We start from the raw sequence: 18930 nt of genomic DNA, 5'->3' as shown, positions 1-18930 counted from the left end.
TGGGCATAATAAAACCTCCTGTTTTTTTGTGTTTGTCGTAATTCACAAAATAAACAAGGAGGTTTTTATTGGGCAAGTCATCCACAAAATTCGGGATGACTCATGTTTTATGTCCATAAAAAACTATCTTTCTAATAAGTAGTCAATCAAAAAACAATATTATTCTGGAAATTACATCGACAAGTATGAGCTATTTTTACACTCAAAACTCATAATTCATAACTCTTACTTAGTCTTAGCTTCCGAATAAATCACTTGAAAGATAACGGTCGCCACGGTCGCAGATAATACATACTATAACGCCCGATTCTAATTCCTGTGCTAATCTAACAGCGGCTGACGCAGCACCTCCGCTACTCATTCCACCAAATACGCCTTCTACTTTCGCTAACGTATTGGCCATAGCACGCGCTTCTGTTTCTGAAATATCCATGATTCTATCAACTCTTGATGCATCAAAAATCTTAGGGAGATATTCTTTTTCCCAACGACGAATCCCCGGAATCTTTGCTCCTTCAGTCGGTTGACAACCTACTATCTGAATATCAGGGTTTACTTCCTTCAAAAATTTAGAAGTACCCATAATCGTTCCAGTAGTCCCCATCGAACTCACAAAGTGGGTTATCTGCTGATTGGTATCTTTCCAAATTTCTGGCCCAGTAGAATGATAATGAGCCATGTAATTATCAGGATTTGAAAATTGGTCTAACATAAAAAAACCACCCTCTTTTACTTTAGCTTCGGCATAATCTCTTGAGCCTTCAATACCAACGCTAGCAGGCGTAAGTGTAACTGTCGCCCCGAAAGCCTCCATCGTTAATACCCTTTCACGGGTAGAGTTTTCAGGCATTACCAATTCAATGTCGAGGTCGTATAATCGAGCAATCATCGCTAAGGCAATACCTGTATTGCCAGAAGTAGCTTCAATCAGTTTTGTGCCAGGTTTTATCTCGCCACGTTCTACTGCTCCGCGAATCATTCCATAGGCGGCACGGTCTTTTACCGAACCCCCTGGGTTATGTCCTTCTAATTTTCCGTAAATCTTAACATTCGGATTCGGATTGATTCTGTTTAATTCAACAATTGGCGTATTGCCAACTAAGTCTAAGAGTGTTGCCATTCAATTATGTTACTGCAATATTTTTACCTGCTCTTGGTGATATATTTTTGTGAAGGAAGGAATGCTGCGCGTAAGCCAAACATTTCCTCCGATGATAGAATTTGCCCCTACTACGGTTTCTCCACCCAAAATTGTGGCTCCAGCATAAATTACTACGTGGTCTTCAATCGTAGGATGGCGTTTTAGCGAAGCCATTTCTTTACTAACTGATAATGCTCCAAGGGTAACACCTTGGTATAGTTTTACGTGTTTACCAATGGTCGTGGTTTCGCCAATTACTACGCCAGTACCGTGGTCAATCATAAAATATTCATCTATGTTTGCACCCGGATGAATATCAATTCCCGTTTTTGAGTGGGCATATTCTGTCAGTACCCTAGGCACAATAGGAACGTTCATCTCTAATAAAGCATGAGCAAGGCGATAAAAGAAGATAGCATAAAAACCTGGGTACGCCCTGATTACTTCGTATTCGCTTTGGGCGGCTGGGTCGCCCATCATGATGGCCTGTATATCTGTTAATAATACGTCGTAAATTGCTGGAAGTTTTTGAATATAAGCCTCTGCCAAGGTGCGGGCATCCTCTTCAAGGTGTTGCTGCATAGACCGCAATACACGGGTTAGCCTCAATTGAATTTGATCAAAGGCTTCTTGCAATTCGTCAACACAGCCAAAATGGCGTTGTGTTTGTTCTGGAAACATTGCCAACAAAATGTCGGTAAACAATTCTTTCACCGTCGAAGTAGATGGAAAAGTATTGGGTTTTGAATGTTTTTGGCAAAGAGCCTCTAAAAAACTATTGGGCAACGTTTGAGACATCGGCTATCAAATATTTATTAGCAAACTAACCTGATATTTGTAAAAGCATAAAATAAAACCATATTATTTTGCTTTATTAAAGAAACAATTAACCATTGATTAATTAAATTTCACGCAATGATAACGATAAATGTACTGATTTGATTCTGTTTTGATAAAAAAATCGTTAATTCAGGACTAATCTAAACCCCTATTATTATGTTCCATTCAAAAATTGTTTTATGGTTGTTCAATCTTCAATTGCTATTGTGTAGCTGTCATAAAGAGAGCAGTAAAAGTGATTTTTCGAAAGGAGGTAGTTTCTATAAAATAACATCTCTCGGGAAATTAGCCCCCGAAGTAAATGAAAGCTCAGGCATTATAAAAAGTGCAAAAGACACAACCTTCTGGACGCATAACGACAGCGGTGGCAAACCTGAAATATATGAAGTAGATATGCATGGGAAGCTATTATCCACAATTCACTTTAATAATATTGAAAACGAAGATTGGGAAGAAATCACCAGAGATAAAAATGGGAATTTATATATTGGAGACATCGGTAATAATAGTAATACTAGAAGGAATCTAACGATTTATAAAGTAAACGAAAACAATCCTACCCATACAGAAGCTATTTCTTTTCATTATGCTGACCAAGAGCGTTTTCCGCCAGATAAAGCAGACAAGAATTTTGATTGCGAAGCGTTTTTTGTACATGGCGATAGCTTATATTTATTTTCAAAAAACCGAGGCAATGATTTTGTGAAAATGTATGCCGTTCCGACCAAGGCAGGGAATTATGCACTGCTACCTAAAGGACAAGTATTGATTAATGCGATGGTGACTGGCGCAGCGATAAGTCCTGACGAAAAAACATTTGCCCTTATAACCTATGGGAAGGTAGTATTCTTCAAAATCAAAAATCATATAATAGACTTCAAACATCCACAAAAATGCTACCTTTTGGCTTTTCAGCAATCAGAAGCGATTACTTTTTTAACAAATAATACGCTGTTGGTAACAAATGAGCAAGGAGAAATGATTAAAATTGACATTGAAAAAAAATGATAAATAACCGATGATTCCAAATATTCGTTTTCATTTTCATGGAATACCCAATGATAATTTGCTTAAATACCTCATTATGTTTTCTTTCATAGATTCTGTAAAGATTCAATGATTTAGATTTAACAATTCCGTAATATTGAGCTTATTAATTTTGCATTAACAATTGAGCAGAAGAAGTATTTAATTAGGGTTTTCTTAATGAAAATTATGGATTGCTGCAAACGAAAATATGGCAAACGCATTACCTATTCCCAAAATTTTACTGGTTGATGACGATCCAGACATCATTGAGTTGTTAGAATATAATCTTCAAAAAGAAGGTTTTGAAATTCAATCAGCTTTGGATGGCATTCAAGCTTTAGAAGTAGCAAAATTTTTCAAACCAGATTTGATTTTACTGGATGTTATGATGCCCCGTCAGGATGGTATCGAAACGGCAAGACAGCTTCGTCTTATTCCAGAGTTTAAAGAGGTTTATATCTTATTTCTTACGGCGCGTGCTGAAGAATACACAGAAGTAGCAGCTTTTGATGTAGGAGCAGACGATTACATCGTGAAGCCCATTAAACCTAGGGCTTTAGTAAGTAGGATAAAAGCGATGTTTAGGCGTGATGCACAGCAGATTGAAAATGATGAGAAAATTGAAATAGGCCAACTGGTGATAAATCGTACAAACTATAGTGTATTGAATGATGGAAGCCCTTTAGTAATGCCTAAAAAAGAATTTGAATTACTTTCATTCTTGGCTAAACATCCTAATAAAGTGTTCAACCGCGACGAATTATTAGAAAAAGTATGGGGGGCAGATGTGTACGTGGTAGAAAGAACAGTGGATGTGCATATTAGAAAACTAAGAGAAAAGATTCCTGAACATTATATCAAAACCCTTAAAGGTGTTGGGTATATGTTTACCTTGGAAGACTAAATAGTATTAACGATTTAAGGTTAACAAAAGCAGTGTATATATTCTTGACACCTCAAGAATATATACACTGCTTTCTCGTTTTGGATGAGAGAGTTTTACTCGAATTACCGATTTAGGTGATAATTCATTATTTTTGTATAAATACGGTTTAGCCTTTTTTCACAGGATTTTCTTAGACAATGTTTTTATTTAAGAAATCTCACCTCTTGTTTCGTATATGATGATTAATAAATTTATACTGATATTTTTTTCTAGCCTTTCTTGTTTTAGTTGTAATGCCCAGAGCCCAGACCTGAGCAAACCTCAGAAACACGAATTTAGAGCAGTTTGGATAGCTACCGTAGAGAATATCGACTGGCCAAAGTATGGTCAATATAATTCAGACCTTCAAAAACAAGATTTCATCCGCATTTTGGATGAGCATAAGAAATCAAACCTGAATGCTGTGTTTGTACAAGTACGTGATGCCTGCGATGCTTATTATGCTAAAGGTACTGAGCCTTGGTCTGAATTTTTGACAGGTCAGCAAGGCAAATTTCCCACACCGTTTTATGACCCTCTCAGTTTTATGATTGAAGAAGCCCATAGCAGAAACCTAGAGTTTCATGCTTGGCTAAACCTCAATCGTGCTACTTTTAAAAAAGGTAGGTCTATTGCCCCAGACCATATCAGCGTAACAAAACCGGAATGGATGTTAGTATATGATGGACAAAAACTATTGAATTTTGGTATTCCCGAAGTAAGGAATTACATCACTGATATAGTAGTCCAAATTGCCAAAAACTATGATATAGATGGAATACATTTCGACGATTATTTTTATCCTTATGAGGTAGCAGGAGGCGTGTTGAAAGATGATGAAACTTTTAGAAAATATAATGGAGGTATCAAAAATATCAAAGATTGGCGGAGGAGTAATACTGATTCATTAATTTACCAAATTAGCGAAGGCATCAAAAAAGTTAAACCAAGAATGAAATTTGGCATTAGCCCCTTTGGTGTGTGGAGAAACTACAGCACCAAAAATCCCGCAGGTTCGTTGACCAATGCTTCACAAACGTCGTATGATAATTTATATGCCGATACGCGTAAATGGCTGCAACAGGGATGGATAGATTACATTGCACCCCAAATTTATTTTGACCAAGCTCATGGCAAAATACCTTTTAACGAACTAGCATTGTGGTGGGGACAAAATAGCTTTGGCAAGCACCTCTACATCGGACATGGAATTTATAAAATTAAAGCGGGTTGGTTACTGACAGAAGCCCCAAAGCAGATTAAATTTAATCGTGCAAACCCGACGACAATTCAAGGGAGTATCTTTTTTAGTTCAAAAAGTTTAACAGAAAACTACGGAGGTTTTCAAGACTCTCTAAGGAATAATTATTACCGCTATCCTGCCATTATTCCCGCCATGCCTTGGAAAGATAGCATTCCGCCTTTATCACCACAAAAGTTAATTGTCGTCAAAAATGATGAGGGCGTCCCTGTGTTGACTTGGCAACCTGGGGAAAAGGCTACCGACGGTGACGAAAATAATTATTTTGTAGTCTATCGTTTTGAAAAAGGAGAAAAACCAGACCTATCAAAAGCAATAAAAATAATTTATATCGGTAAAAGCAACACTTTTAATGATACTTCTGTGGAGAAATACCGTGGTTATATCTATTGCGTGACTTCCTTTGATAGACTCCATAACGAGTCACAAGACTATGCTCTTTTTACGACTGAATATGGCTATTAATCCTTAGAATAGCATTTGTCGATAAGGAAGATTCCAACGAATACCAAAAGATTGTATCGTATTGGTATAATCCAATAAAGGGTTGCCACTTTTGTAATTACGACTCAGCAAGTGTAAGTCTATGAAAAAATTATGCTTGAGTTGATACGATGCCCTTACATCATAAATCATTGTATTAGCACTTCTACCTTGCCCGATGAAATTACCATAGTCATCACCATAAAGTACTTTTCTACTTCTAGTATCATAACTTTTTTGAATGTTTCCTCCCCAGTTTTCAGTGGGAGTTCTGTCTTCACCGAATTTTGCGTAAATAATCGTAGCAACGATATTAAGTTTTTTGGCAGGTTGCCAACGAATAATATTAGACCATTCTACAAAATTGGCTCCAAGCGGATGTGCTAAGGCTTGGTTATACTGTGTATAATTTGAACCGTCGGAATGGCTATAAGTATATGGGCGAGCAGCATTTACTTCAGTCTGGAAATCTAGATTACTTATCCCAAATACATCAATATATTTTGCTCCAGCTTGAAAAGCATATTTATTAGCCCAATATCCTGATGATTTGAAAATCTCTTTAGCAATAAATTCATCTAACATTAACTGACCATAGATTGAAAAACGCTGGGCAAAATTCCATTTGAAATCTAGACCAATCAGGGCATTGTCGCCACTGCCTTGAAAACTTTCTACTGAGCGATAAAAAATTACTGGATTCAAATAATTCAAATCGAATCTATCACCATTTGTGCTATCACGTTGAAAAATAATGCTTTCAGAGATACCAATATTTAAATTGTTAGAAATATTTAGGCTAAGATGATGCATGGCCATGTATTTCTTTGGGAAAATCTGGCTGTTAGGTTGTAAACCTGTATAAACTAGCTGAGTAAAAAGGTTTTGGTATTGAAACTTACCAATGTGGGTGTTGATTTTAAGAAACAAATTAGGAGCAGCATTATCCGAAAGTAACATTGACCTGAAACCATTTCCAATAAAATTCTTATCATGCCCAAATTGAAGTTGGATATTTTTAGTGGCTTGAAAAGTAATATAAGCCCTTGCAGCAAAGAAATCTGCACCATAAGGATTATTCTTAAAGGCCTTGGTTAGTCCTTCACCCGGCATTCCGGGTAGGCGGAGGTCTGCTTGTCTAAACTCGTTTTGGTTATATGAATCAACAAAAGTCTTTACATAGTCGGGAATATAAGCTTGGTTCTCGGAAATGAAGGTGTAAAAACCTACTTTTCTATTAATCATTCCACGAATTTCGATGCCACGAGTATTTAAGCTTGTACTATTCTGAGTACCGCCCGATACTGCACCATATTCTAAATTAAGTACAGGACTGACGTGTAAATCAAGAATATCGTCGGAATTAGAATAAGCGTCTGCTTTTTTTTGATAAAATATTTTCCAGAAAGGCTTTTTGCTATCGCCTGTAGTATCGTTATTTTTCCATTCCCAGCTATCGTTTTCAAGATATTGAAGGTTAAATCTATCTCTGTCCGACAATATCATCGAATTGCTTGCCCAGATGCTATCGACCAATTGTACTACACCTTTGCGGGTATAAGGTTTGATAGTAGTATGAAAACCCTCAGAAAATTTGCCACGCTTTATCTCATAGCGATCTATTAAATGATAATAGTCTTGATTGAGGGGAACGAAAACACTTTGTGCTTGAGTATAAATACTTGCAAAGGAGCAAACTAAAAGAGTAAAAAAACGTAATTTTTGATACATAATTTTATTAAGGTTTGGGCATTTCATTTTACAATTAATACCTTCGCAAGTTAGTTTAAAATTATTGATTGAAAATTAAATAATTTCATGAGGAGATTTAATCAATAGAAAGTATAAATACTTGACTTACAACTGCTAACACATAATTATGACATTTGGAAAATATTTTACCGTAATGCTTGCAACAGCCATTAAATTTTTTAATGGCCCTATCGCTGGAATTTTATTGGGATTGACTTGGTGGGAAACAGCTATTTGTTGTATCATTGGTATGATGACAACTGTAACCTTAATCACTTTTTTAGGAAAAAGAATTCAAGCTTTAATAGGTAAATATCGGAAATCAAAGCCTAAATTGTTTTCAAAAAGGACAAGATTTGCTGTTAAAATCTGGAAAAAACTAGGCATTTGGGGTATTGCTTGTTTTACTCCATTATTTTTTACACCAATTGGTGGAACACTTTTAGCTTTATCTTTTAAAGTACCCTTCAGCAAGATTTTCTTTACAATGTTGCTTTTTGCGGTATCTTGGGGTATTATTTTTAGTTATCTAATTTTCCAGATTACGTGGTTGAAATCACTATTTGTTTGATTATTTCTTCTTATAATCTCCACGCGAAAAGAACTTTTCAATCATACAATAAAGCAAGATAAAGAAATATCTGCTTCCCATTTCTTTGATTTTTAGTTTTGATTCTCCATATTTTCTATTAGTCCAACTATTAGGAACAATAGCAAAAGAATAACCTCTAACATAGGCCTTTAGGGGTAATTCTACTGTTAAATTAAAGTGTGGAGATATGAATGGTTTGATACCTTCAATGGTTTCTCTTTTGTATAATTTGAAGGCATTGGTGGTATCATTGTATTTGATACCTACTAAAAAACGAATGATTAGATTGGCTACTCTATTGATATAAAGTTTCAGAGGTGGGTAATCAATTATTTTTCCACCTTTCATAAAACGGCTTCCAAAAACGGCATCAACGTCTTTTTCAAGCATGGTGTTGTAATACTTTACCAAATCGTTGGGGTCGTCAGACATATCAGCCATCATTACCGCTACGCAGTCGCCAGTAAAACGTTCAAGGCCATATCTAACAGCATAGCCAAAGCCGTTAGGACCTTTGTTAGTATAATAAACTAATGTAGGAATTTCCTTTTGTAGTGCTTGCAGAACAGCCTCCGTATGGTCTTTTGAATTATCGTTTGTTACACAAATTTCATGCTCAATGCCATTTTTTTGAAGGGTATGATATAATGACCTCAACGTTTCAGGAATTGACTCCTCTTCGTTATATGCCGGGATTACTACACTAAGTTTCATTGCTATCAACAATGAATCCGTTTGGTAGCAAACGGATTCATCTTTTAATTAAATATTTTAAAGCGAAATCAAAAGTGTTACATCTCTTATAAACGAGATGCAATACCATCATGAATTTGTTGTAAAGTTTCGTTTAATCCGAAAGTCCAATTCCAGTTTGGATAATGAGACTTGAATTTAGAAAGGTCAGAAACGTACCAAATATGGTCACCGATTCTATTCGTTTCAGAATAACTAAAGCTCATTTTTTTGCCCGTCATTTCCTCGCAAATAGCGATTGCCTCAAGCATTGAGCAGTTGGCGAATCGTCCACCACCAGCATTATACACTTCACCAGCACGCGGGTTTTGATAGAAATTCCAGAACATATTCACTAAATCATAAGAGTGAATATTGTCACGTACTTGCTTGCCTTTATAGCCAAAGATGGTGTAGTGATTACCAGTAATGGCACATTTCATCAGATAAGACAAGAAACCATGTAGGGCTGTACCTGAATGGTTTGGACCTGTTAAACAACCGCCACGGAAAATACCCGTTTTCATGCCGAAATAACGACCATATTCCTGCACCAAAACGTCGGCTGCTACTTTAGAAGCGCCAAATAATGAGTGTTTGGTATGGTCGATGCTATGATTTTCGTCGATACCGTTTTCAAAATAAGGGTGACTAGCGTCAATCTCATAACGTGTTTCGGTTTCGATTAATGGTAAATAATTTGGATTATCACCATAAACCTTATTCGTTGACGTAAAGATAAAGACAGCATCTGGCGCATGTAAACGTGTCATTTCCAACATATTTAATGTACCGTTAGCATTCACTGAAAAGTCTGTGAAAGGTTCTTTGGCCGCCCAGTCGTGCGATGGTTGTGCAGCTGTATGTAACACACACTTGATATCAGTACCGTATTCTTTAAAGATTACTTCTAGTTGAGGAACCTCACGAATATCAGCTTGATAGTGTTTGTAATTAGAATATTGTTCTTCCAAACGATTACGATTCCAAGCAGTAGAAGCTTCGTTACCAAAGAAGTACTGACGCATGTTATTATCAATACCTATTACTAAATCAAATTTGTCATAAAACAACGCGACTGCCTCACTGCCTATTAATCCAGCAGAGCCTGTTACAAGAGCTATGTTCATTATATTGGTTCAAAGTTAAGAAATACGAAAAGCGTCACAATCTTAATTGCAACGCTTTTGAGATGTGATATTAGGTAGAAATTATATCCAAGAAGTCAAGATTAATTACCTTGAGCATTCGTACTATCATTGAATAGTTTTTCACGAATTTTGATTGCTCTTACTTCGTTTTCAGGCTTTGCTGTATATTTATTTTTTGTCTGACGAGCAGCAGAATCTGGATGTACACCATACACATATTCATCTCCTTCATGAACGTCTGCTTGTTTGATGGTATTATTTTTTTGATAGTCACAAGCGATGGCTAACAAAGCGATACTGGCGATAGCTAAAATATTTTTGCGATTCATTTTTTCCGTGATATTCTGGTTTGATGACACAAAAATAACAGGGGATTCCCAATTAAAAAAGTTTATCATAAAGTTTAACCCTTTTTAATAATATTCTATGAATTTTTAATTTTAATCTTGGTAAAAGATAAATCCTAAAATAGGGATATCTGTTTAGTCTTTGAAAATATAATAGACCAATGAGGGTGCTGATTATGAGAATGTTAAAAAAAATGTAATAAAAAATAAGCAAAAATATTTGATTATTTAAAATAATGGAACTATCATTGCAGAACAATTCACAATCCTGTGTGTTTCTTCCGTTAAGATTTTGATTATTAAATACTTAACATCATACATCCACATCATTCTAATATTTCCCAAATTTGACTTTAAAGTTGACAATCTTTTTTAAGATGTTTTTTATTAATATTTTTTAACCACAATTTAGAAAGACTTTGATTGTAGATAGTCTATTCATTAACCCTTATGTACAAAATTGAAGAATTAGACATGATGCTTATATCTGAGCTTCATGAGCTTGCCAAAGAATATGCCATTTCTAATGTTAATGACCTTCCAAAAAAAGAACTCATCTACAAAATTCTTGATAAACAAGCGGTAATGCCCACAAAAAACCGCAAACCTTCCAGCAAAGATACTATGCAAGACGATAATAAAACAGAACGAAAAGTGAGGAAAGATTCCGGAGCAGCTTCAGATAGTCCTCGTCCTAAAAGACAGCGTATTTCTAAAGAAGATGCTGAAAATCCAGTAGTGAGTGCTAAAAATGCAACACCCAAACCAAACCCTATAGAACAACCTAAGGTAAAACCGGCAAAGGAAGTTAAAGAAATAAAAGTTAAACCTGAGGTAGTAACAGAAATAGCTTATGAATTTGATGAAGATCCAATCGTAGATTTCCCCATTGAAGTAGAAGAAGAATTTGCTATTGATACATCATTTATTACCCCTGATGAGCCAACGGGTGGTTTACCACAAGAACAGGAAGTACGGAGCAATGAAGTGACTCGTCAGAACAATAACGGGAATTTCAAAAAACCAATCTATAATCAAGCCATTCGTGAGTTTGATGGCATCATTGAGAACGAAGGCGTACTTGAAATTATGCAAGATGGAGGATATGGTTTCCTACGTTCAGCAGACTATAACTACCTAGCTTCGCCAGATGATATTTATGTTTCTCCTTCACAAATCAAACTATTTGGTTTAAAAACAGGGGATACCGTTCGTGGTTCGATTCGCCCACCTAAAGAAGGAGAAAAGTATTTTGCCCTTTTGAGAGTAGAATCTGTCAACGGAAAAACTACTGAAGAAATCAGAGATAGAATTCCTTTTGAATATTTAACACCTCTTTTCCCGGAAGAAAAATTAAAGCTTTCTTCGCGCCCAGACCAATATTCAACCCGTATTCTGGACTTATTTGCCCCAATTGGTAAAGGTCAACGTGGGATGATTGTAGCCCAACCTAAGACAGGTAAAACGGTATTGTTGAAAGAAATTGCGAATGCTATTTCTAAAAACCACCCAGAAGTTTATTTATTGATTTTGTTGATAGACGAACGTCCAGAAGAGGTTACGGATATGCAACGTAGCGTTAGGGCAGAAGTAATATCATCAACCTTTGATGAGCAAGCCGAACGCCACGTAAAAGTAGCAAGCATTGTTTTAGAGAAAGCAAAACGTATGGTTGAATGTGGACACGATGTAGTAATTCTGCTAGATTCTATCACTCGTTTAGCACGTGCGTATAATACAGTCGTTCCTTCATCAGGAAAAATTTTATCAGGTGGTGTTGATGCTAACGCATTGCACAAACCAAAACGTTTTTTTGGTGCAGCCAGAAATGTAGAAAACGGTGGTTCGTTAACTATTATCGCTACGGCGTTGATAGATACAGGCTCAAAAATGGATGAAGTAATTTTTGAAGAATTCAAAGGTACTGGTAACATGGAATTACAGCTAGACCGTAAGTTGTCTAACCGTAGAATGTATCCAGCCATTGATGTTACCGCTTCGGGTACTCGTCGTGAAGACTTGTTGATGGATAAAGAAACCCTTCAAAGAGTATGGATTCTGAGAAAACACATGAGCGACATGAATTCTGTAGAGGCAATGGAGTTTTTACAACAACAAATGAAAGGCACTAGAACCAACGAAGAGTTTTTGGTTTCGATGAATAGATAATGATTTTTTTGGGGTATAAATTTGAAAAAATAAAAGCAGAATTTTAGATTTGCATCCTCAAAATCGGGATGTGGCGCAGTCCGGTAGCGTACACGTCTGGGGGGCGTGTGGTCGCAGGTTCAAATCCTGTCATCCCGACTGCTGAAAATCAAGGAGTTGTAAGAAATTGCAGCTCCTTTTTTATTTTCGGTGTAAACATGGTGTAAACAAATTAGTGCTAGATTTGAAATATTACATACTATAAAGTGAGAAGTTATTACGCTCAAAATAAATAAGACTACATTTTAAAGTATATTAAATTAACTTCTCAAAATTTCAATAATCAATAGTTTCATAAAGAAAATATTATTAGAGGGGATTTTATCCATTAGTTTTCATTGTTAAAGTATCGCTTTTTGATGGGATTAGGAAAATTTCAAGTCTTAGTGAAAAATCCATCATGTATTCATGATTATATTCAAAGATTAAATACTTTTATTATTAATTCAAGTGATAAGAAACTACAAGCATTAAGAATTAATTGAGGCAAGATTAATCGAATATGGTATTAGTTTTGGACTATTGCCATCGATTTTAAAGAATGAAACCATAACGCTTTATTGAATTTTACGATGAATATCCTCAAAAAACAAAGTAATAGCATTACAAAATACAATGAAAAACATCATTGAACAATGGTATAGTTTTTATCAATTGGGTGAGTTTATATTTGTTGGTAATCCTTAAATATTAGATTTAAAGACACCAACTTTTTGTGTAAGGCATTATTTAAGCATAAGTTACCAGAAAACCATTTTATTTTTTATTAGCTTCTAAAGTAGGCTTGATATATTTATCATAAACTTGTTGCTCCATAGGCAACAAATACTTCTCTCCAAAAACTTTCTTCCATTCTACGATTTCTTCGTATTCATAATCCAAAGGCTCACCATCTCCAAAGCTCATTAAATTACCCTGTTGTGTTTGTAAATCAGTTTTTACAATCACTTTGCCAACGGTAACGTGGAGATAGCGATTGTTTGTAATATTAACTTCCGTTGGTACTTTATTAAGCCATAACCATTGAACTAATTTGTTCGTTGTTATTTCATAGATTTTCACTTGGTGTTTTGTTTCGATACTCATAAAATTAAAGTTTGATAAAATTGTGGAAGCAGTAAAGTCTTTAGCCAGATTTAAGAAGTCAAATGTTTTTCCTGTATTGGCTTCCCAGAGCTTGTAGGTAACATTTTTATCGCTTGTAATTTTATCAATTGTTATCAACCATTTATCTTTAAAAGAAAATTCAAACATATCTATTTCTTTCTCCAGATTTAAAAAGTCAAGTGTTTTTCCTGTATTGATTTCCCAGACTTTGTAGGTGTCATTTTTATGACTAGTAATCAGCCATTTATCATCAAAAGAAAATTCAGCATAATCAATATCTCTCTCCTGATTTAAGAAGTCATGATGTTTCCCTGTAATAGTCTCCCAGACTTTGTAGGTATCATTTTTATCACAAGTAATCAACAATTTATTATTGGGAGAAAATGTGATGTCAGTAATGTCTTTTTCTTGATTTAAGAAGCCAGGCATCTTACCTGTATCGACTTCCAAGACTTTACAGGTATTATTTTTATAACAAATAATCAACCATTTATCATCGGAAGAAAAATCAGCATAATCAATGTCTCTGTCCTGATTTAAGAAGTCAGGGCGTTTTCCCGTACTGACTTCCCAGACTTTCCATTTATTATTTTTATCCCTAGTAATCAACCATTTATCATCAAAAGAAAATTCAGCATAATTAAGATCGTTCTCCTGATTCAAGAAGTCAAGGCGTTTCCCTGTACCGACTTCCCAAACTTTGCAGGTCTGAATAGGATATTTTCCATAACTTGTAATCAACCATTTATTACTGACAGAGAATTTGACATCAGTAATGGCTTTCTCTTGATTTAAGAAGTCAGGACTTTTTCCCGTACTGACTTCCCAGACTTTACAGGTCTGAATAGGATGTTTTCCATATTTTGTAATCAACCATTCATTATCAGACGAAAATCTAAAAAAAGAAGTGTTCAAAAATCTTTTCTTTTCTTGAAATTGATGTTTATGACTATTATTGAAAATCTTTTGGGTTTGTTCCTTAATAAAGTTGGTAGTATTGGTATCTTTAGTTTTGAGCATAGCCTTTTCTAATAAACGTAATCCTTGTATTGGATTTATTCTGTGTGCTTCAGAAGACCAATAAAGGGCTGTGGCATTATCTGTCGCTAACTGAGCTTTCTTTTCTGCTAAAATTGCTTTTTCCTTTTCTCGTTCTATGGCTTTAAATACTTCTAAACGTAAGTTGCGTATTTCTTGGCGTTTTTTGCTATAATCTTTTTGTTTATCGTTTAAATAGTTTTCAGCATCTTCTAAGCTTGTTAAGAGTTTCTGGTATTCTTTATTTGTCTTTTCTTTTAAAGAAGCTTTTACCTTACTTATGATACATTCATAAGTATTGCAAGGTGCAGCTTTTTGTTTTTGGCAAAAAACAGTTTGTATCATAAGTAAGCACAAGGCGATTAATAGACATTTTTTCATCTCCATTATTTTTTATAACACTTAGACTTAGTCCATTTTAGTAAAGTATTTTGTAAATCCTTATCTATCTTATTTTTATAGGTAGCATCCTTTTTGCTACGTTTTTCAAAAGCCTTGAGGCTATCAAGCATTACATCTTCAGGACAATTTTGCCCATTTAACAAAATACCATCAATACGTTTTAACAATAATTTATCTTCTGTTACCTTTTTATCAAGTTCAGCTTTTCTCTGTTGAGCAAGGGCATTTATGGCCTTTTCTTTTTCTTTGTTAATTACACTATTTTGGTAAATGAAAAAACTAAGAGCAATTAATACTCCAACTTGAAGAATTTTTAAGAAAAAATTATCTCTTCGTATTCTTTCTCGATTTTGTTCAACATATTTTTCAATTTTTGCATCAAAATCAGCATCCTGCTTTAAATCATCATACTGCCTTAGGACTACTTTATCTATTTCAATCTTATTTTCTCGGTTAAATCTAAGGGTATTTTTTAGATTCTTGATGAGCAAATCTCGTCCTTGGCGTCTACTATCTATGATTCTGGCTAGGATGTCATGGGCTAGTTCGTAACAATCCTTTTCTAAAATAAGTAATCGAGATTCTTCTAAACGCTTAAGCATTTCTTGAAGTTGTAATGCGGTAGTAAGCTTATTGCTAATTTCTTTTAGTAGAGATTCTAACGTACGTGGTCTTTTAGTACTATCATCTGTTACAAATAAATCCAGTAATTCTTTGATGACTTTCTCTTCTGCGTTTAATGCTGTACAGATACTTTTTTGTTGCTCACTCAGGTATGTGTCCAGTACATTTTGTATGTCTTTTATGGTATCTATGTGTTCCTGTTTAATAACTACCTTTGAGTCTGTTGATTCGACAAGCTTTGCTTCATACCAAAGCTTCTCTAAATACACTTGCAAGTAAGCTAACTGTCCATTTGCTTGTCCTTCTACTAATTTCTCAGAGATAGTTGTTGTCAGAGTAGAGGGTTCTGTTTGAATATTAAATTCTTGAAAAATTCCAGAAACGACCTCTTGAATTTTACCTTTATTCATGGGTTCTACCCGTAAACGGAAATCAAACAGATTAGGTAAATACTGTTCCGATTCGTAGAGTAATCCAAGAAACTCTTCACGAATAATCAAGATGATTTTACACGTGTTTTCGCTTTGTAATTCATTTAAAGTTATAAAAAGCTCTTTTAATTCCTCTTTATAGGATTGTTGTTTATCGCTCAAAGTGAATACTTCTTCAAATTGGTCAAAAAACAGATATACTGGACGGTAATAGCGATGGTTAATAACTGCAAGATGTTCTGAGATACTTGTGTTTTCTAGTTCTATTTTAGAAATAACTTTCAGTTGGTCGGTTAAGGAAATTATAAAATTGTCACCTCTGCGAATAAAAAGAGGAATCCAATCAGGGCCACTTAGTTTTTTACTTAAACCAGACTGAACTAAGCTTGTTTTACCAGTTCCCGACGAACCATATACCATCATTAAATTGGTAACAAAGGTTAATTCGTATAACTTTTCTATTTCTTGGTCACGTCCCAAGAAGGAGTCCTTTTTATCCGCATTATATGGAGCTAAGAACTGAAAGGGACTTTGAGTTTGGCTCACGTTACTACGGATTTAAAAGGTCTTTAAAATGCTTAAATTGTTCTTGTAAGTCATTGAAAACTGTCTTCATTTCAATATTGTTTTCAATTGACTTTTTGTCTTCCACTTTATACAAAGAACGGTAGGTCAAACTATTTTCTGAATAAGCATCCAAAAACGAAATATTAGAAATAGGAGATTTATCATAAATTACATTCGGGTCAATAATAAAGGGCGAAATATTCAAGTACTGTTCTCTCCTCAATTGTTCATTGATATTTATCTGCTCTACTGATTTAATGATAAGTATCGAAAAATTATCAGGAATTTCATTATGCAAATTTAGATTAGTTAGCTTATTAGGTTCTTCTTTGCGTTCGTCATCCCATTCATAAACCGATAGTTTATAATCAAACTGGGCTTTTGGTTTCGACCTATTTTTAAACACCACGATATTTTTTACCGATACAAATTTGTATTTCGCTAGGAACAAACAAAAATCTAAAAGCTCTATCAGTTTTTGCTCTGCCAAAAGGCTTTTTTGTTCTAAAAGGGCTACATTAGGATTGATTGTATCTTGATAAAACAGCGAAAGCTCTTCAAAAAACTGTCCTAATGCTGATAGAGTTTCATGCTTAGTCGAAAGCTTTTTTATTTCTTCTATAAAAAAAGAAATACTCGTTGTTTGTTTAAACTCAATCGCTTTAATAATCCATTCTATTTTGTTAAAACGAGCGGGTTGATTAAAAAAGAATGGATTAATTTTTTTTGTATAATTGATAGCCTTATTTATAAAACAGTCCCTCAATTCTGCTAAGGCAATACTGAGTAAGAGTTCTTGCACAGCAGTATAAAAGCCAACTATTTTTCCGATTCGCTCTATATTGGGTTGGTCAAAATACCCCCCTGAATCAGCGATACCTTCAACTCTAATGGCACATAAATTATGAATTTGCTTACTGATAAAAGGTGGAAACTTCGCTAGTATTTTTCCTCGCGCATCTTCAAAACCTTCATAGCCAGCGATAATAACATCCAATTTACTGAATTCCTGAAAAAGAAAGTCATTTAAAAAGCTATTAGGAGTATAGGCTAATTTTGTGCTATCAATTGAGCTAAGCTTCCAATGGATAAACTCCCTGTTTAAGAGGTTCATCATCCAAGCATTGTTTGGATTAATAGATGGATTTTCATCCAAAAAGCGTGTTAACCTGACAATTGATGTAGTGGAATACGCCTGTGCTTCATCAATTGCGAAATTAAAGGCAGTTTGTATATCTGCTTCTTCAGCAAGTTTTTTGAGAAAAGCACTTGAAAACTTTGCCGCAGTTTGGTCGTTTACTGGTGCTTTTGTACCAATAAATATAGGGGTAGATAAACTCTCTAAATGGGCATATTGCGGGTTTGTGCAACAACCATTAAGCAATACCAACGCTAAATTAGGGCATCTTTTTAGCTGTATTGCCAAACCAATAGCCGACATTGCATGACCGATAGTATCAATAGAATGCTCGTCAGCATGACCACTATACATAAATGCCAATACACGACTTGCCGTTTCGTCTATGGCATTTTGAATATCTTCAATGGTTGCCTCATATAAATAGCGTATTTGAAATTTTCTGCTAATGTGATTTAAAGCAGTATTGCACCTTTTAATCTCCTCACTTAAATAATCAAGAGGAGAACTTGGACTATTAGCGAAAGCAAGTATAATAACAGGTCTTGTATCTATCGTTTGTATCATAATTAATCCTTTATCCCATATTTATTTTTAATCTCATCATCTAATGGTAGGAGGTACTGGTCTCCAAAAACTTTCTTCCACTCTACAATCTCATCGTACTCATAATCTAAAGGCTCGCCATCTCCAAAGCTCATTAAAGCACCGTGTTGTGTTTCTAAATCTGTTTTCACGATGGATTTTCCTACAGTTATATAGAGATAGCGATTATCAATGATATTCATTTGTGTAGGCTTTTTGTTGAGCCATAGCCATTGTATTAATTTTCCTGAGATTGTTTCAAAGGTTTTTATTTGGTGTTGTGTTATAAAACTAAAAAAATGATTGTCAGAAGAAAAGTCAGCAAAGCGAATACCTTTATCTTGTTTTAAGAGGCCTAGCTGCTGCCCTTTTGCTACATCCCATACTTTATAAATATCATTTTCATCTCTTGTAATTAGCCATTTATTATCAGAAGAAAATTTTGTAGAACGAATATTATTCTCTTGTTTTAAGAAGTATAGTTGTTGCCCTTTTGCTATATCCCATACTTTGTAAATCTCACTTTTATCTCTTGTAATTAGCCATTTGTTATCAGAAGAGAAGTCGGCAAAACGAA

The 18930-nt window shown here is 34.8% G+C and carries 15 protein-coding genes and 1 tRNA gene; 6 read left to right on the top strand and 10 right to left on the bottom strand.

Annotated elements, in window-relative coordinates:
- Nucleotides 1-235: 235 nt before the first annotated feature.
- Nucleotides 236-1120, bottom strand: a complete 885-nt coding sequence (gene cysM / locus AC07XN_RS15755) for a cysteine synthase CysM (protein ID WP_309914102.1) — start codon at nt 1118-1120, stop codon at nt 236-238.
- A 9-nt stretch (nt 1121-1129) separates the two neighbouring features.
- On the bottom strand, nt 1130-1939 hold the full coding sequence (locus AC07XN_RS15750) for a serine O-acetyltransferase (protein ID WP_309914104.1): 810 nt from the start codon (nt 1937-1939) through the stop codon (nt 1130-1132).
- 198 nt (nt 1940-2137) lie between these two features.
- On the opposite strand from AC07XN_RS15750, the gene AC07XN_RS15745 reads away from it, so the two are divergent.
- The 3 genes from AC07XN_RS15745 (at nt 2138) to AC07XN_RS15735 (ending at nt 5661) form a co-directional block, all read left to right on the top strand.
- A complete protein-coding gene (locus AC07XN_RS15745; RefSeq protein ID WP_494743771.1) occupies nt 2138-2989 on the top strand; it encodes a hypothetical protein in 852 nt (283 codons plus the stop codon).
- A gap of 229 nt (nt 2990-3218) precedes the next feature.
- Nucleotides 3219-3914, top strand: a complete 696-nt coding sequence (locus AC07XN_RS15740) for a response regulator transcription factor (RefSeq protein ID WP_309914109.1) — start codon at nt 3219-3221, stop codon at nt 3912-3914.
- A 217-nt stretch (nt 3915-4131) separates the two neighbouring features.
- Nucleotides 4132-5661: a glycoside hydrolase family 10-like protein gene (locus tag AC07XN_RS15735; RefSeq protein ID WP_494743770.1), complete on the top strand. Its 1530-nt coding sequence runs from the start codon at nt 4132-4134 to the stop codon at nt 5659-5661.
- A 3-nt stretch (nt 5662-5664) separates the two neighbouring features.
- On the opposite strand, the gene AC07XN_RS15730 is transcribed toward AC07XN_RS15735, so the two are convergent.
- Nucleotides 5665-7410: a capsule assembly Wzi family protein gene (locus AC07XN_RS15730; protein ID WP_494743769.1), complete on the bottom strand. Its 1746-nt coding sequence runs from the start codon at nt 7408-7410 to the stop codon at nt 5665-5667.
- 148 nt (nt 7411-7558) lie between these two features.
- Between AC07XN_RS15730 and AC07XN_RS15725 the strand changes: the two genes are divergently transcribed.
- Nucleotides 7559-8002 (top strand): small multi-drug export protein, encoded by a 444-nt coding sequence (locus AC07XN_RS15725; RefSeq protein WP_309914118.1) that lies wholly within the window; start codon nt 7559-7561, stop codon nt 8000-8002.
- Here the strand turns inward: AC07XN_RS15725 and AC07XN_RS15720 are convergent, their stop codons facing one another.
- The 3 genes from AC07XN_RS15720 to AC07XN_RS15710 all read right to left on the bottom strand — a co-directional run bounded on the left by AC07XN_RS15720 (nt 8003) and on the right by AC07XN_RS15710 (nt 10304).
- Nucleotides 8003-8737, bottom strand: coding sequence for a glycosyltransferase family 2 protein (locus tag AC07XN_RS15720; RefSeq protein ID WP_309914121.1), 735 nt, complete (start codon nt 8735-8737; stop codon nt 8003-8005). It abuts the gene before it with no gap.
- 86 nt (nt 8738-8823) lie between these two features.
- The gene (locus AC07XN_RS15715) at nt 8824-9885 is read right to left on the bottom strand and encodes an NAD-dependent epimerase/dehydratase family protein (RefSeq protein WP_494743768.1); all 1062 of its coding nucleotides are present in this window, start codon (nt 9883-9885) and stop codon (nt 8824-8826) included.
- A 101-nt stretch (nt 9886-9986) separates the two neighbouring features.
- The gene (locus AC07XN_RS15710; RefSeq protein ID WP_309914128.1) at nt 9987-10304 is read right to left on the bottom strand and encodes a hypothetical protein; all 318 of its coding nucleotides are present in this window, start codon (nt 10302-10304) and stop codon (nt 9987-9989) included.
- 399 nt (nt 10305-10703) lie between these two features.
- Here AC07XN_RS15710 and rho point away from each other — a divergent pair, with 399 nt between their 5' ends.
- On the top strand, nt 10704-12422 hold the full coding sequence (gene rho / locus AC07XN_RS15705; protein WP_494743767.1) for a transcription termination factor Rho: 1719 nt from the start codon (nt 10704-10706) through the stop codon (nt 12420-12422).
- Between the two features lie 64 nt (nt 12423-12486).
- Nucleotides 12487-12560, top strand: a tRNA-Pro gene (locus AC07XN_RS15700).
- Nucleotides 12561-13217: 657 nt separating this feature from the next.
- Here the strand turns inward: AC07XN_RS15700 and AC07XN_RS15695 are convergent.
- The 4 genes from AC07XN_RS15695 to AC07XN_RS15680 form a co-directional block, all read right to left on the bottom strand.
- A complete protein-coding gene (locus tag AC07XN_RS15695) occupies nt 13218-14951 on the bottom strand; it encodes a hypothetical protein (RefSeq protein WP_494743766.1) in 1734 nt (577 codons plus the stop codon).
- Between the two features lie 41 nt (nt 14952-14992).
- Nucleotides 14993-16609: an nSTAND1 domain-containing NTPase gene (locus tag AC07XN_RS15690; protein WP_494743765.1), complete on the bottom strand. Its 1617-nt coding sequence runs from the start codon at nt 16607-16609 to the stop codon at nt 14993-14995.
- A 4-nt stretch (nt 16610-16613) separates the two neighbouring features.
- Complete coding sequence (locus tag AC07XN_RS15685) at nt 16614-18335, bottom strand: hypothetical protein (protein WP_494743764.1); 1722 nt, start codon at nt 18333-18335, stop codon at nt 16614-16616.
- Between the two features lie 2 nt (nt 18336-18337).
- The coding region (locus tag AC07XN_RS15680) for a WD40 repeat domain-containing protein (protein WP_494743763.1) at nt 18338-18930 on the bottom strand (593 nt) is incomplete at its 5' end.

The organism is Arcicella sp. GW458-12-2-14-TSB2, from assembly GCF_059423785.1.
Note: the sequence above shows the minus strand (reverse complement) of the source record. Positions and strands in the feature narration are given on the sequence as shown.

Coding starts and splice junctions, on each gene's coding strand:
- AC07XN_RS15740 (WP_309914109.1), top strand. CDS start 3,219: ATGGCAAACGCATTACCTATTCCCAAAATTTTACTGGTTGATGACGAT.
- AC07XN_RS15745 (WP_494743771.1), top strand. CDS start 2,138: ATGTTCCATTCAAAAATTGTTTTATGGTTGTTCAATCTTCAATTGCTA.
- AC07XN_RS15695 (WP_494743766.1), bottom strand. CDS start 14,951: ATGATACAAACTGTTTTTTGCCAAAAACAAAAAGCTGCACCTTGCAAT.
- AC07XN_RS15720 (WP_309914121.1), bottom strand. CDS start 8,737: ATGAAACTTAGTGTAGTAATCCCGGCATATAACGAAGAGGAGTCAATT.
- AC07XN_RS15750 (WP_309914104.1), bottom strand. CDS start 1,939: ATGTCTCAAACGTTGCCCAATAGTTTTTTAGAGGCTCTTTGCCAAAAA.
- AC07XN_RS15730 (WP_494743769.1), bottom strand. CDS start 7,410: ATGTATCAAAAATTACGTTTTTTTACTCTTTTAGTTTGCTCCTTTGCA.
- AC07XN_RS15715 (WP_494743768.1), bottom strand. CDS start 9,885: ATGAACATAGCTCTTGTAACAGGCTCTGCTGGATTAATAGGCAGTGAG.
- rho (WP_494743767.1), top strand. CDS start 10,704: ATGTACAAAATTGAAGAATTAGACATGATGCTTATATCTGAGCTTCAT.
- AC07XN_RS15725 (WP_309914118.1), top strand. CDS start 7,559: ATGACATTTGGAAAATATTTTACCGTAATGCTTGCAACAGCCATTAAA.
- cysM (WP_309914102.1), bottom strand. CDS start 1,120: ATGGCAACACTCTTAGACTTAGTTGGCAATACGCCAATTGTTGAATTA.
- AC07XN_RS15710 (WP_309914128.1), bottom strand. CDS start 10,304: ATGATAAACTTTTTTAATTGGGAATCCCCTGTTATTTTTGTGTCATCA.
- AC07XN_RS15685 (WP_494743764.1), bottom strand. CDS start 18,335: ATGATACAAACGATAGATACAAGACCTGTTATTATACTTGCTTTCGCT.
- AC07XN_RS15735 (WP_494743770.1), top strand. CDS start 4,132: ATGATGATTAATAAATTTATACTGATATTTTTTTCTAGCCTTTCTTGT.